Source organism: Isoptericola sp. b515, assembly GCF_030588125.1.
GTDB lineage: Bacteria > Actinomycetota > Actinomycetes > Actinomycetales > Cellulomonadaceae > Isoptericola > Isoptericola sediminis.
This window is the reverse complement of the sequence record NZ_JAUQYR010000003.1, coordinates 428322-441806: the sequence shown is the minus strand read 5'-3', so window position 1 is coordinate 441806 and position 13485 is coordinate 428322. Positions and strand designations below refer to the sequence as shown.

The 13485-nt window shown below is 73.4% G+C and carries 13 protein-coding genes; 4 read left to right on the top strand and 9 right to left on the bottom strand.

Annotated elements, in window-relative coordinates; all coding sequences use genetic code 11:
* The first annotated feature begins 17 nt into the window (after window positions 1–17).
* The 4 genes from Q6350_RS11105 to Q6350_RS11090 all read left to right on the top strand — a co-directional run bounded on the left by Q6350_RS11105 (window position 18) and on the right by Q6350_RS11090 (window position 5491).
* On the top strand, window positions 18–1838 hold the full coding sequence (locus Q6350_RS11105; protein WP_305066189.1) for a hypothetical protein: 1821 nt from the start codon (window positions 18–20) through the stop codon (window positions 1836–1838).
* Window positions 1839–2131: 293 nt separating this feature from the next.
* On the top strand, window positions 2132–3922 hold the full coding sequence (gene leuA, locus Q6350_RS11100; protein WP_305066188.1) for a 2-isopropylmalate synthase: 1791 nt from the start codon (window positions 2132–2134) through the stop codon (window positions 3920–3922).
* A 37-nt stretch (window positions 3923–3959) separates the two neighbouring features.
* A complete protein-coding gene (recO, locus tag Q6350_RS11095) occupies window positions 3960–4694 on the top strand; it encodes a DNA repair protein RecO (protein WP_171247957.1) in 735 nt (244 codons plus the stop codon).
* A complete protein-coding gene (locus Q6350_RS11090; RefSeq protein ID WP_305066187.1) occupies window positions 4694–5491 on the top strand; it encodes an isoprenyl transferase in 798 nt (265 codons plus the stop codon). The genes recO and Q6350_RS11090 overlap by 1 nt, the downstream gene beginning before the upstream one ends.
* Window positions 5492–5605: 114 nt before the next feature.
* Here Q6350_RS11090 and Q6350_RS11085 read toward each other — a convergent pair whose 3' ends face one another.
* The 9 genes from Q6350_RS11085 to Q6350_RS11045 form a co-directional block, all read right to left on the bottom strand.
* Window positions 5606–6676 (bottom strand): iron-siderophore ABC transporter substrate-binding protein, encoded by a 1071-nt coding sequence (locus Q6350_RS11085; protein ID WP_305066186.1) that lies wholly within the window; start codon window positions 6674–6676, stop codon window positions 5606–5608.
* Window positions 6677–6770: 94 nt separating this feature from the next.
* The gene (locus Q6350_RS11080) at window positions 6771–7607 is read right to left on the bottom strand and encodes an ABC transporter ATP-binding protein (RefSeq protein ID WP_304606971.1); all 837 of its coding nucleotides are present in this window, start codon (window positions 7605–7607) and stop codon (window positions 6771–6773) included.
* On the bottom strand, window positions 7604–8665 hold the full coding sequence (locus Q6350_RS11075) for an iron chelate uptake ABC transporter family permease subunit (RefSeq protein ID WP_305066184.1): 1062 nt from the start codon (window positions 8663–8665) through the stop codon (window positions 7604–7606). The genes Q6350_RS11080 and Q6350_RS11075 overlap by 4 nt, the downstream gene beginning before the upstream one ends.
* Window position 8666: 1 nt before the next feature.
* Complete coding sequence (locus tag Q6350_RS11070; RefSeq protein WP_305066183.1) at window positions 8667–9701, bottom strand: iron ABC transporter permease; 1035 nt, start codon at window positions 9699–9701, stop codon at window positions 8667–8669.
* Window positions 9701–10246: a DedA family protein gene (locus tag Q6350_RS11065; RefSeq protein ID WP_305066182.1), complete on the bottom strand. Its 546-nt coding sequence runs from the start codon at window positions 10244–10246 to the stop codon at window positions 9701–9703. The genes Q6350_RS11070 and Q6350_RS11065 overlap by 1 nt, the downstream gene beginning before the upstream one ends.
* Window positions 10247–10292: 46 nt before the next feature.
* A complete protein-coding gene (locus tag Q6350_RS11060) occupies window positions 10293–10688 on the bottom strand; it encodes a Fur family transcriptional regulator (protein WP_305066180.1) in 396 nt (131 codons plus the stop codon).
* Complete coding sequence (locus Q6350_RS11055) at window positions 10685–11593, bottom strand: metal ABC transporter permease (protein ID WP_171248310.1); 909 nt, start codon at window positions 11591–11593, stop codon at window positions 10685–10687. The genes Q6350_RS11060 and Q6350_RS11055 overlap by 4 nt, the downstream gene beginning before the upstream one ends.
* A 14-nt stretch (window positions 11594–11607) precedes the next feature.
* Entirely contained in the window at window positions 11608–12411 is an 804-nt protein-coding gene (locus tag Q6350_RS11050) for a metal ABC transporter ATP-binding protein (RefSeq protein WP_305066179.1), read from the bottom strand.
* Window positions 12408–13418 carry a metal ABC transporter solute-binding protein, Zn/Mn family gene (locus Q6350_RS11045; RefSeq protein ID WP_304606974.1) on the bottom strand — a complete coding sequence of 337 codons (1011 nt, stop codon included), beginning with the start codon at window positions 13416–13418 and terminating at the stop codon, window positions 12408–12410. The genes Q6350_RS11050 and Q6350_RS11045 overlap by 4 nt, the downstream gene beginning before the upstream one ends.
* Between the last annotated feature and the right edge of the window lie 67 nt (window positions 13419–13485).

Genomic DNA, 13485 nt, shown 5'->3' with positions numbered 1-13485 from the left:
CGCAAGGAGTCACCGTCATGTCCGACGCCGTCGCCGTCGACCAGCGCCGATCGCCCTTCGCGGGGGTGCCCACCCGCGAGATCGTGCGCGACGCCGTCGCCGTGGGCGCCCTGCTCGTCGCGCTGCCGTTGCCGTGGGCGATGCTGCTGCGGGGCAGCGACCTGCTCTGGGTGGTGCTGGCCACGGTCGCCGCCCTCGTGGTGATCGTCGCGCCTTACGCCGAGCGCGCCGGTGTGCTGTCGGGGGGCTGGAAGCGCCTGGCCGAACCCGCCGCCCGGTGGTGGGGGCTCGCCCCCTACGGCCTGGTGGCGCTGCTGTACCTGGTGCTCGACGTTTTCAGCCCCGGGGACCAGGAGGGCTTCGTCGGCGGGGGGCTGGCGGTCGGGCTGGCCGGCGCCGTGCTGGCCGCCGCCATGACCGGCACCCGGCCGATGGTCGTCTCCGCGGTCGTCCTCGCCGCCGGGGCCGTGCTGAACCCGCTGCTGAACCTCGTCGGCGACACGTCGGCGAACGGCGTCCTCGGCGCACTGCTCGGTGCGGTCCTGGTGCTCGGTCTGCTCTGGGCCACGGTGCGCCGCTTCCTGCGGGGGGACGACGCCGCCGGGATCGTGCTGCTCGTCGTCGGCGGTGCGGTGATGCTGGAGATCATCATGCTCGGTGGCGGCGTCGGCACCGCCTGGTTCGACTCGGTCCACGGGAGCCGCTTCGGGCTCCTGCTGCTGCCGGTCGTGTCCGCGGCGGCGGCCGTGCCGGTCCTGACGCGCATCGACGCCCTGGCCGACGAGCCCGTGGAGGCCGCCTCGGCACGCTGGGTCCGGGTCGCGGTGCAGTCCTTCGAGCTGATGGCCCTCGTCGCGGGCTTCGTCGCGGCCGTCGCCCTCGTGCGCCTCGTGGGGGTCGGGGTCAGCGCCGAGGTCATCGTGCGGCTGATCGTCGGGGTGCTCGTCGTCGTGGTCGCCGTGCTGGCCCGCCGGGCCCTGCTGCGGAACCCGAAGGACGGGCATGCCACGGCGGTCGGGGCGGCCTGCGTCGTGGTCGTCCTCGGCGTGATCATCGTGGTGGCACGCGCAGGCGTCGGCACCGCGTCGCGGGTGGAGGAGCTGCTGCTGGCGCTCGCGCTGCCGGCCCTCGTGCTCGTGGCACTCATCGTGCCGCCCTCGGTCCGCGCCCTCCTGGGCAGCGAGCCGGCCACCGCCCCGGTCCACGGTCAGGCGGAGCACGGCCAGTACGCCCAGCCCGAGTACGGCCAGTACGCCCAGCCCGAGCACGGCCAGTACGCCCAGCCGGAGTACGGCCAGTACGCCGGGCCGGACCACGATCAGCCGGAGTACGGCCAGTACGCCCAGCCCGAGCACGCGCAGCAGTGGTCGGGCGAGGAGAGCGGGCACAGCGCCTCCTCCGCGGCGTCGCGGGAGCCGTCGTCGGGCTCGGAGCCGGGGGCCCGGTGGCGTGGCACCTGGGCCGACGGCACGGACGCGACGCAGCACATGTCGCCGGTCCGCTCCGCCCCGTCGGGCGAGCAGCCGCAGGCCGCCGGGAGCAGCTCCCCGGTGGACGCGACCGCCGTGCAGCAGCCCGTGCGTGCCCAGGCGGAGGCCACGCGGGCCGAGAGCACGCAGATGATGTCGCCGGTGGCCGACGCCCCGGCGGGGTCCTGGACCGCCGAGCAGGCGATGGACCCCCACACGCCGCTGGAGCAGCTCGCGCAGATCGTCCAGGAGGCTCCCCACCTGCGGCCGCACGTCGCCGCCAACCCCGCGACCTACCCGGCCCTGCTCGACTGGCTCGGCGCGCTGGGCGACCCGGCGGTCGACGCCGCGCTGCGCAGCCGGCGCTGACCACGCCGGCGGGCGCCCCGACCCGCGGTCGGAGCGCCCGCCCCCCGGGGGGCGGACCCGGTCGGGTCGCGGCGTCCCGGCGTGGGGTGGCGCCGCCGGGTGCGGTCGCGGTACACAGTGTGGACGTCAGGGTGACCTCGGCCACAAACGGTGTACGGTGTGAGGGTGCAGCACGTGGTGAGCCTCCTCCTTCGGTGCCGCGGCGAGGCCTAGTACAGGCCGGTTCCTCGCCGCGGGGAACGTTGGTGCGCCGGCCGTCACCGAGCCGAACCACCCCGAAGGACGACCTCCCGATGATCGCCGAGCACACCCACTCGACCAACGGCATCGCGGCGCACAACCCCCAGCGCCCCTCGCAGATGCCCTACCACCGCTACGTGCCGTTCCACGAGCAGATCCAGGTGGACCTGCCGGACCGCACCTGGCCCGACCGCCGGATCGAGAAGGCCCCGCGCTGGTGCGCGGTGGACCTGCGGGACGGCAACCAGGCCCTCATCGAGCCGATGAACGCCGAGCGCAAGCTGCGGATGTTCGAGCTGCTCGTCCAGATGGGCTACAAGGAGATCGAGGTCGGCTTCCCGTCCGCCTCGCAGACCGACTTCGACTTCGTGCGGACGCTCATCGAGACCGACCGCATCCCCGACGACGTCGTCATCCAGGTGCTGACCCAGTGCCGCGACCACCTGATCGAGCGGACCTACGACGCGATCCGCGGCGCCAAGCAGGCGATCGTGCACATCTACAACTCGACGTCGATCCTGCAGCGCGAGGTCGTCTTCCGCACCGACCAGGACGGCATCATCGACATCGCCCTGCAGGGTGCGCGGCTGTGCCGCAAGCTCGAGGAGACGGTGCCGGAGACGACCGTCTACTACGAGTACTCCCCGGAGTCGTACACCGGCACCGAGCTGGAGTACGCCGCCCGCATCTGCAACGAGGTGCTCGAGGTCCTGGAGCCGACGGCCGAGCGCCCGGTGATCGTCAACCTGCCGGCGACGGTGGAGATGGCCACCCCGAACGTCTACGCGGACTCCATCGAGTGGATGAGCCGGAACCTCAACCACCGTGAGCACGTCGTGCTGTCCCTGCACCCGCACAACGACCGTGGCACCGCCGTCGCCGCCGCCGAGCTGGGGTACCAGGCCGGTGCCGACCGCATCGAGGGCTGCCTGTTCGGCAACGGGGAGCGCACCGGCAACGTCGACCTGGTCACGCTGGGCATGAACCTGTTCGGCCAGGGCATCGACCCGCAGATCGACTTCACCGTCGGCGGCGGCATCGACGCGATCCGGCGCACGGTCGAGCACTGCAACCAGCTGCCGGTGCACGAGCGCCACCCGTACGCGGGCGACCTGGTCTTCACCGCGTTCTCGGGGTCCCACCAGGACGCCATCAAGAAGGGCCTGGAGCACATGGACGCCCGGGCCGCGGCCGAGGGCAAGGACGTCGACGAGATCACCTGGGGCGTGCCCTACCTGCCGGTCGACCCGAAGGACCTCGGCCGGTCGTACGAGGCGGTCATCCGCGTGAACTCGCAGTCCGGCAAGGGCGGGGTGTCCTACCTGCTGCGGACCGAGCACCAGCTCGACCTGCCGCGCCGGCTGCAGATCGAGTTCTCCGGCGTCGTGCAGAAGTTCTCCGACACGGCCGGCAACGAGGTCACCGGGGACGACATCTGGCGCATGTTCACCGACGAGTACCTGCCGTTCGACGAGAACGGGCACTCCGACCTCAAGCCGTGGGGCCGCCTCCGGCTGCGCGAGATCCGCACCCGGGCCGCCGAGGACGGGACCACGACGCTCGAGGTGGACGTCGTGGACCAGGGCACGGAGCAGACGCTGGTCGGCACCGGCAACGGACCGCTGGACGCCTTCGTCACCGCGATCGCCGGCGTCGGCGTCGACGTCAAGGTGCTCGACTACGCCGAGCACGCGATGAGCGCGGGCGGCGACGCCGAGGCCGCGGCCTACGTGGAGTGCGCCGTCGGCGACGACGTGCTGTGGGGCGTGGGCATCGACCCGTCGATCACCACCGCCTCGCTCAAGGCCATCGTCTCGGCGGTGAACCGCACCGAGCACGCCTGAGGTCCTCGCTGACAGGGGCACCTGGGACAATGGCCAGGTGCCCCTGTACCGAGACGACGCGATCGTGCTGCGCACCCAGAAGCTGGGCGAGGCCGACCGCATCATCACGCTGCTGACCCGCGAGCACGGCAAGGTCCGTGCCGTCGGTCGCGGTGTGCGGCGCACGTCCTCACGGTTCGGCGCCCGGCTGGAACCCTTCATGGCGGTCGACGTCCAGCTGCACACCGGCCGCAGCCTGGACTCGGTGACGCAGGTCGAGACGATCGGCCCGTTCGCCCGGCAGATCAGCGCCGACTACGCGCTGTACACCGCCGGGGCGGCCATGCTGGAGACCGCCGACCGCCTGGTCTCCCAGGAGCACGAACCGGCCGTCCAGCAGTACTGGCTGCTCGTGGGCGCGCTGCGAGCGCTGTCCGAGCGGGCGCACGCCCCCGGGCTGGTGCTGAACTCCTACCTCCTGCGCGCGCTCGCCGTCGCCGGGTGGGCACCGTCGTTCACCGAGTGCGCCCGCTGCGGCGAGCCCGGGCCGCACCACGCCTTCGCCGTCGCGCAGGGCGGCGCGGTGTGCACGCGCTGCCGCCCGCCCGGGTCGCCGTCGCCGGCCCCGGAGACGTTCGTGCTGCTGGCCGCGCTGCTCGCCGGTGAGTGGGACGTCGCCGACGCCGCCGAGCCGCGCCACCGCCACGAGGCGGACGGCCTCGTCGCCGCCTATTCGCAGTTCTACCTGGAGCGCACCCTGCGCTCGTTGCGCCTGATCGAGAGAGAGGCCTGATGCCCCGCGCCCCCCGTGAGTACGCCGAGCCCTACCCGCACCCCTCCGGTGCCACGCCGCCGGACATCCCCGCCCAGTTCGTGCCGAACCACGTCGCCGTCGTCATGGACGGCAACGGCCGGTGGGCCAACGCGCGCGGGCTGTCCCGGATCGAGGGGCACAAGGAGGGCGAGAAGTCGCTCCTCGACGTCGTGGCGGGCGCGGTGCAGATCGGCGTCAAGCACGTCTCGGCGTACGCGTTCAGCACGGAGAACTGGAAGCGGTCGCCGGAGGAGGTGAAGTTCCTCCTGGGCTTCAACCGGGACGTCATCCGCCGGCGCCGGGACGAGATGGCGTCCTGGGGCGTGCGGATCCGCTGGGCGGGGAGGCGTCCGAAGCTGTGGGGCTCGGTGATCGACGAGCTGCAGCGGGCCGAGGAGATGACGAAGGACAACGACCGCTGCACGCTGACCATGTGCGTGAACTACGGCGGCCGCGCGGAGATCGCCGACGCGGCGGCGGCGATCGCGCGGGACGCCGTCGACGGGAAGATCAACCCGGCGCGCGTGACCGAGAAGACGATCCAGCAGTACCTCGACGAGCCGGACCTGCCGGACGTCGACCTGTTCCTGCGGTCCTCGGGCGAGCAGCGCACCAGCAACTTCATGATCTGGCAGGCCGCGTACGCCGAGCTGGTGTTCCTGCCCGAGCCGTGGCCGGACGTGGACCGGCGGCACCTGTGGAGGGCGGTCGAGGAGTTCGCGCGCCGCGACCGGCGCTACGGCGGGGCCGTGGACGTCCCGGGCGCGTCGGCCTGACGCCGAACAGATGACGCCCGTCCGAGATCGCGTTCACGGGCCCCAGGGGCCCCTCCACTTCGGGATCGACGACCTCGGACGGGCGTCATCTGTTCGACGACGTGTCGTGACGACTCAGCTCTCGTCGTACAGCGCCGCGAGCTGGTCGACGATCGCGGGGACGCCGTCCGGCCAGTCGTAGGACAGGGCCGTGGGCGGCGAGACGGAGGAGACGGCGACGTTGCCGACGACCTTGACGACGTTCCCGTCGGCGATCGCCGGGACCGCCTGGAGCTCGTCGGACTCGCCGAACGTCTCGGCCTCCTCCTCGGTGTACGTGTAGGCGATGACGACGTCCGACTCGAGCTTGTCCAGCTCCTCGTAGGACAGCGTGTAGAAGAACCCGCCGTCGGAGGTGTCGAGCTCCGCCACGGCCGGTGCGGACTCGATGCCCAGCTTCTCCAGGATGCTCACCCGGGGGTCGGCCGGCGTGTAGACGTACACCTGGCCCTCGGAGGGGGAGTCGACGATCGCGGCGAACGTCTCGCCCTCGAGCTCGGGGTGCTCGGCGGCGAGGTCGGCGAAGTAGGCGTCGATGTCCGACAGGACCTGCTCACCGGCCTCGGAACGGCCCAGGGCCTCGGCGGTGATCGTGATGGTCTCGTCCCACGGGGTGGTCCACGGGTTCTCGGGGTAGGCCACGACGGGGGCGATGTCGGAGAGCACGTCGTACTGCTCCTCGGTCAGGCCCGAGTACGGGGCGAGGATGAGGTCGGGGTCGGCCTCGACGAACTCCTCGTAGGGCACGGAGGCGCCGGCCTCCGGGTCGGTGAAGATGACCGGCTCCTCGGCGCCCAGGGCCTCGTACTCCTCGGCGACCCAGGGCACGAGCGCCTGCTCGCCCACGGTGAAGACCTGCTCGGCGACGCCGACGGGCGCGACCCCGACGGCCAGGGCCGCCTCGGTGGAGCCCCAGCCCCAGGTGGCGACGCGCTCCGGTGCGGACTCGATCGTGGTCTCGCCGAAGGCGTGGGTCATCGTGACCGGGAACTCGTCGGTGGCGCCCGCGGAGCCCGCCGACTCCTCGGCGGCGGTCTCCTCCCCGGAGCCGGCCTCGGGCTCGGCGTCGCCGGAGCAGGCGGTCAGCATCAGGGTGCCCACGGCGGCGAGACCGACGGCGGTGGTCAGGGAGCGGCGACAACGCACAGGTCCTCCTCGGTGTGCTCACGGCGAAGCGTGAGGGCGGTTAAGTGAGGCAAGGCTAACCTCATTTGTCGACCGAGTGGAAGGGAGTGTGACGTCACCCACGCCGGTGCCGGCCCACCGGGACGACCATCGGCGTGCCCGAGACCGGGTCGGGCACGACCTGCGCGTCGAGGCCGAACGCGTCCAGGACCGTGCGGGCGTCGAGCACCTCGGCCGGCGGTCCCTCGGCCACGACCCGCCCCGCGCTCATCACGACGAGGTGGTCCGCGTAGCGGGCGGCGAGGTTGAGCTCGTGCAGCACCATGACCACGGTGGTGCCCCGCTCAGCGTTGAGGTCGGCGAGCAGGTCCAGCAGCTCCACCTGGTGGGCCACGTCCAGGAACGTCGTCGGCTCGTCCAGGAGCACGACGCCGGTCTCCTGGGCGAGCACCATCGCCACCCAGACGCGCTGCCGCTGACCGCCGGAGAGCTCGGCCACCGGCCGGTCGGCGAGGTCGGCGACCCCCGTGGCCTCCAGGGCTCGCCGCACGACGGCGTCGTCGTCGCTGGAGTGCCGGCCGAACCAGCCCTGGTGCGGGTAGCGGCCCCGGCCGACCAGCTCGGCCACGCGGACGCCGTCGGGGGCGACGGAGGTCTGGGGCAGGACCCCGACGGACCGGGCCAGCTCCTTGCGGGGCATGGTGGTGACGTCCCGGTCGCCGAGGGTGACCCGTCCGGCGTCGAGCGGGTGTAGCCGGGCCAGGCCGCGCAGCAGCGTCGACTTGCCGCACGCGTTCGGCCCGACGACGGCGGTGACCCGGCCCGCGGGCAGCGTGAGGTCGAGGTCCTCGATGACGCGGTGCCCGTCGTACCCGATCGAGACCCCGTGCGCGACGAGCGCGCCGGTGGTGCCGTGCGCCGGGCGGGTGTCGGTGTGCGGGACGTCGATCATGCGCGGGTTCTCTTCTCGTGGGTGGCGAGCAGCCAGAGCAGGTACGGGGCGCCGACCAGGCCGGTGACGATGCCGGTCGGGGCGGCCACACCGAGCACGGCGTGCTCGGCGACGACGTCGGCGGCCAGGACCAGGGTCGCGCCGGTGGCGACGGACACCGACAGGGCCGGGCCGCCGTCGTCCACCAGACGACGGGCGATCGCCGGGGCGACGAGGGCGACGAACGCCAGCGGCCCGACGACGGAGGTCGCCAGCGCGACGAGGCCGACCGCGGTGAGCAGCGTGCCGACCCGGGCGGCGTCGGTGGGTACGCCGAGCCCACGGGCGTGGTCGTCGCCGAGGGCGAGCGGAGCCTGCCAGCGGGAGATCGCCGCGACCACCACGGCCAGGACCGCGAGACCCAGTCCGAGCACCCCGAGCTCGGTGCCGCGCACGTCGGCGACGCTGCCCACGGTCCAGACCAGGGCGGACGCGGCGTCGCGCTGGTCGGCGCTCGCGAGCATCCAGGCGAGCACCGAGGAGGCGAGATAGGCGAACCCGACGCCGACGAGCACGAACCGGATCGAGTGCAGGCCCTGGCGCCAGGCGAAGAACCAGATGAGCAGCGCGATGACCCCCGCGCCGACGAACGCCCCGGCCGAGACGGCCAGGCCCGTCAGCCCGAGTCCGAGCATCGCGAAGACTGCTCCGACCGAGGCGCCTGTGGCGATCCCCAGGATGTCGGGGCTGGCCAGCGGGTTGCGCAGGGTCGACTGGAACAGGGCACCGGCGAGGCCGAACGCGGCACCGGCGAGCAGGGCCGCCGCGAGCCGCGGCAGCCGCAGGCGCTGCACGATGAACAGGTCGCCGTCGTCACCGACACCGACGGCGGCCAGCAGCGCCCGGCCCGGGGTGAGCGAGGCCGCGCCGAGCGTGAGGGCCAGACCGGCCAGCGCCACCGCGAGGACCGCGAGCGCGCCGAGGACGAGGGCGAGGCGTCGCCGGCGGCGGCGGCGCAGCGCGCCGACGGGGTCGGTGGCCGGGGTGGCCGACGGGGTGGCGGGGAGCGTCGTCGTCATCTCACACCCCCGCGATCTTCCGGCCGCGGGCGACCGCGACGAGGACGGGCGCGCCGAGCGCTGCGGCGACCACGCCCGCCTCGAGCTCGCTGTGCGGCAGGACCAGTCGGCCGATGACGTCGGCCCCGAGCAGCATCACGGGTCCGAGCAGCGCCGACATCAGCAGCACCCAGCGGTAGTCGGTCCCGACCAGGCGGCGGGCGGCGTGCGGGACGGCGAGGCCGACGAGCGCGATGGGTCCGGCGAGCGACGTGGCAGCGCCGGCCAGCAGCACGATGGTCAGCCCGGCGACCGCCCGGGTGACACCGACGCGCTGACCCAGGCCCCGGGCGATGTCGTCACCGAGGGCGAGCATGTTGAGGCGGTGCGCGAGGCCGGCGGCCAGGACGGCGCCGACGGCGACGAACGGCAGCACCACGAGGAGCGTCTCCGTGCCGCGGCCCGTGAGCGACCCGACGGCCCAGAACCGGTAGAGGTTGAACGCCTGCTGGTCGCGCAGCAGCACGAGCGTGATGAGCGGCGTGATGAGTGCGGTGACGGTCGCCCCGACGAGAGCGAGCTTGACCGGCTGCCCGGAGCCGATGGAGAACACCAGGGCGGCCGCGGCCGCGGCGCCGAGGAAGGCGAACCACACGAACTGCGACGGTGCGGTGAGGCCGAGCAGCCAGACGGCGCAGACGACGGCGAACGACGCCCCGGAGTTCAGCCCGAGCAGACCGGGGTCGGCGATGGGGTTGCGGGTGACGCCCTGGATGACGGCACCGGCCACGCCCAGGGCCAGGCCGGCGGCGATCCCCACGAGAGCGCGCGGCACCCGCTGGCCGGCGATCACCTGGTGGTCGACGTCGCCCGCGACGGGGTCGGTGAGCGCCTGCCACACGACGGGCAGGGAGACGTCACGCACCCCGAGCACCAGGCTCGCCACCACGACGGCGGTGAGGGCGGCGAGGGCGAGCAGGCAGGCGAGGACCCGGCGCCGGGTGCGGCGGGCGACCTGCTCGGCGGCGGTCGGCACGGTGGCCGGCGAGGTGAGCATCAGACCTCGTCCGGCTGGGGTGCGGCGGTCCGGTCGCGGGCCCGGCGACGGAGCAGCAACCACACGGTGAGGCCCGCCGCCAGCACGCCCAGGGCGGCGAGCACGGCCGGCTGCTCGAGGAACAGCAGGACGGCGCCCCAGACGACCGCGGTGCCGACCGTGGTCCAGATCGCCGCCCAGATCAGGGAGCCGAAGGTCAGCGCCACGAGGTAGCGGCCGAACGGCATCCGCAGGTAGCCGGCGGCGAGGTTGACCACCGTCTGGATACCGACGGTGAAGAAGGAGAAGGTCACCGCCGGCGGGCCCCACCGATGGATCCGGTCGATGACCCGGGTCGCGCGGTCGCCGGTCAGGAGCTCGGCGGCGCGGGTGCGCACCGTGCCGCGGGCGACGCCGCGGCCCAGCCAGTAGGTGGCCCCGGCACGCACCATGACGAGGCAGAACGCGGCCACGTACACGATCCAGAAGGGGAATCCGTCCAGCGTGAACACACCCTGGCGCTCGGCGTCCTCGGACGCGGCGACGACCAGGTGAGCGGTGACCATGGCCCCATTGTGCCCTGTGAGGTATGCCTGTCCTTAGTCGACTACGTCACAGTGCGCGGCAGTCGGCGCAGGTGCCCCAGAGCTCGATCGTGTGGTCGATGTCCGTGAAGCCCTGGGAGGCGCCGACCTCGGCGGCCCAGGCCTCGACCGTGGGGCCGTCGATCTCGACGGCTCGGCCGCACGAGCGGCACACCAGGTGGTGGTGGTGCTCGGTGCGGGCGCAGCGGCGGTACAGCGCCTCGCCGTCGTCCGTGCGCAGCACGTCGACGTCGCCGCCGTCGGCCAGCGCCTGCAGCGTCCGGTAGACCGTGGCGAGGCCGACGGCGTCACCACGGTCGCGCAGCAGCTCGTGCAGCTGCTGCGCGCTGCGGAACTCGTCGCTGGCGTCGAGCGCCTCGGCGACGGCGGCCCGCTGCTTGGTCATGCGCAGCGGTGTGGTCATTCGCAGTCTCCTTGCGCGGACGTCCGGGCGGCCACCTGGACGTCGTCGGGGATGTCGGGGTGCGGGTCGCCGGCGGGACGGCGACGGGCGAGCAGCGGGTGCAGCCCCGCGACCAGCGCGTAGACGCCGATCGCGAGCACCACGATGAGGGCACCGGGGGACAGCGGGTACCAGTAGGTGATGCTGAGCCCGGTGACGCACACCGCCACGCCCGTGACCGAGCCGACGGCCATCGTGCGGCGGAAGGAGTGTGTCACGAGCTGCCCGATCGCCACGGGCACGATCATCAGGGCCGAGACGAGCAGCAGCCCGACCACCCGCATCGCCACGGTGACGGTCAGGGCCGCCAGGACCGCGACAGCCATGTTGAGCGCCCAGACGGGCAGGCCGGAGGAGATCGCGAACTCCTCGTCGTGGCTGACCGAGAACAGCGCGGGACGCAGCCCGACGCCGAGCACGAGGATCAGCAGGCACAGGACCACGGTGAGGACGAGGTCGGTGGTCGTGACCGTCGAGATCGACCCGAACAGGTACGACATGAGGCTGCCGGACGATCCGCCGGCGATGCCGATGATCAGCACACCGCCCGCGATACCGCCGTAGAACATGATCGCCAGCGCCAGGTCGCCGGAGGTGCGCCCGCGGCGTCGGACGACCTCGATGAGGACCGAGCCGATGACGGCGGCGACGACGGCGCCCGGGATGGCCAGCACGTCGTTGGGCGCCAGACCCATGGCCGACCCGATGAGCCAGCCGAGGGCGACGCCGGTCAGGGCGACGTGGCCGATGCCGTCACCGAGCAGGGCGAGGCGTCGCTGGACGAGGTAGGTGCCGACCACCGGGGCGGCCGCGCCGACGAGCAGGGCGGCCAGCAGGGCGCGCTGCATGAGGGGGTCGGTGAGCATGAAGGCGATCTCGGTCACGGCCGCGCCTCCTGCTCACTCTCGAACGGGGTGTCGGTCAGGCCGAGGCCGGAACCGCCCAGGGCCGGCACCTCGGAGGTGTGGGGGTGGATGTGCTCGTGCCCTTCCGTGCCGTGCTCGCCGTGCGGGCGCGGGGGAGCGCCGTCGTGCACCACGCGTCCGTGACGCAGCACGACCGCCCGGCTGATGAGCCCGGCGAGCTCCCCGAGCTCGTGCAGCACCACCAGGACGGTGAGGCCGTCGTCGACGAGGCGGGCCATGGTGGCGGCGAACGCCTCCTGGCTGGGCCGGTCGACACCGGCGACGGGTTCGTCCAGGACCAGCACCTCGGGGCTGCGCACCAGCGCCCGGGCGATGAGGACCCGCTGCTGCTGGCCGCCGGAGAGCCGGTTCGTGGCGTCGTCGGCCCGGTCGGCGAGACCGACCTGGGCCAGCGCCTCGCGGGCGCGGTGCCGCCAGCCCCGCGGCAGGGTGAGCCGGCCGCGGTGGAGCAGCCCGGAGGCCACGACCTCGGCGGCGGTCGACGGCACACCGGCCGCCGCGCTCACCCGCTGCGGCACGTAGCCGATGCGGTCCCACGGCACGTCCGACCCGCGCCGGTGGCCGAGCAGGTCGACCTCGCCGCGGGTGGGCTCCAGGACACCGACGACGGTGCGCACCAGGGTGGACTTCCCCGACCCGTTGGCGCCGAGCAGGGCGACGACCTCGCCGGGGTCGACGCGCAGGTCGACCCCGCGCAGCACGTGGCTGGCGCCGAGGTGCACGTGCAGGTCGCGGACGTCGATCGCGGGCGTCGTCATGCGCACCCCAGGCCGTCGCGCAGGGTCGCGAGGTTCTCGGTCATGACAGCAACGTAGTCCGCGCCGGCGTCGATCTCCTCCGTGGTGAGGCCCTCCAGCGGGTTGAGGACCGCGGTCCCGACACCGAGGTCGGAGGCGAGCGTCTCGGTGACCTTGGGGCTGGTGAGGGTCTCGGTGAAGAGGGTCTGCACGCCCTCGTGCTCGACGACCTCGCCGATCTCGCGCAGCCGCGCCGGGGACGGTTCGGTCTCGGGGTCGATCGCGGCGACGCCGACCTGCGTCAGGCCGTAGCGCTCGGCCAGGTACCCGAAGGCGGCGTGGCTCGTCACGAGGGTCTCGCCCGCGCACGGCTCCAGCGCGGTGGCGAACTCGGCGTCCAGCTCGTCGAGCGTGCCCTGCAGCGCCTCGGCGTTCGCGGCGTAGGTGTCCGCGTTGTCCGGGTCGGCCGCGGAGAGCTGCTCGGCGACGGCGTCCGCGACCGGCTCGAGGAGGGTCGGGTCGAGCCAGAAGTGCGGGTCGAGGGGGCCGTGGCCGTGCCCGTCGTCCTCGGCGTGCTCCTCCTCGTCCGCGTGCTCCTCCTCGTCCGCGTGCTCGGCGTGCTCCTCGGCGGTCTCGCCCTCGTGGCCGTCCTCGATCGTGCCCGGGCTCTCCTCGAGGTCGACCACCTCGGCGGCGTCGACCACGTGCTCCGGGGCGCGGGAGTCGACCGCCTCGTCGACGGCCGGCTGGAAGCCCGACTGGTACACGACGACGTCCGCCGTGCCGACGGCACGCACCTGGGCGGGGGCGAGCTCGAGGTCGTGCGGCTCGGCGGCCGGGGGAGTGAGGTTCTCGACGTTCACGAGGTCGCCGCCGACCTGCTCGGCCACGTACTGCAGCGGGTAGAAGGAGGCGAGGACGTCGACGGTGTCGCCGCCGTCTCCGCTGCCTCCGTCCGTGGCGCAGGAGGCGAGGACGAGGCTGAGGGGGAGCGCGGCGGCGAGGCCGAGGGTGGCGCGACGAGTCATGAGAACGATTCTCACCGTAGTTGAGAATGAAAGTCAATCCGGGTTGCTGCGATGGGCGTCACGCTAC

Coding starts and splice junctions, on each gene's coding strand:
- Q6350_RS11065 (WP_305066182.1), bottom strand. CDS start 10,246: ATGGTCACCGCTCACCTGGTCGTCGCCGCGTCCGAGGACGCCGAGCGC.
- Q6350_RS11045 (WP_304606974.1), bottom strand. CDS start 13,418: ATGACTCGTCGCGCCACCCTCGGCCTCGCCGCCGCGCTCCCCCTCAGC.
- Q6350_RS11060 (WP_305066180.1), bottom strand. CDS start 10,688: ATGACCACACCGCTGCGCATGACCAAGCAGCGGGCCGCCGTCGCCGAG.
- Q6350_RS11070 (WP_305066183.1), bottom strand. CDS start 9,701: ATGCTCACCTCGCCGGCCACCGTGCCGACCGCCGCCGAGCAGGTCGCC.
- Q6350_RS11090 (WP_305066187.1), top strand. CDS start 4,694: ATGCCCCGCGCCCCCCGTGAGTACGCCGAGCCCTACCCGCACCCCTCC.
- leuA (WP_305066188.1), top strand. CDS start 2,132: ATGATCGCCGAGCACACCCACTCGACCAACGGCATCGCGGCGCACAAC.
- Q6350_RS11050 (WP_305066179.1), bottom strand. CDS start 12,411: ATGACGACGCCCGCGATCGACGTCCGCGACCTGCACGTGCACCTCGGC.
- Q6350_RS11105 (WP_305066189.1), top strand. CDS start 18: ATGTCCGACGCCGTCGCCGTCGACCAGCGCCGATCGCCCTTCGCGGGG.
- Q6350_RS11075 (WP_305066184.1), bottom strand. CDS start 8,665: ATGACGACGACGCTCCCCGCCACCCCGTCGGCCACCCCGGCCACCGAC.
- Q6350_RS11055 (WP_171248310.1), bottom strand. CDS start 11,593: ATGCTCACCGACCCCCTCATGCAGCGCGCCCTGCTGGCCGCCCTGCTC.
- Q6350_RS11080 (WP_304606971.1), bottom strand. CDS start 7,607: ATGATCGACGTCCCGCACACCGACACCCGCCCGGCGCACGGCACCACC.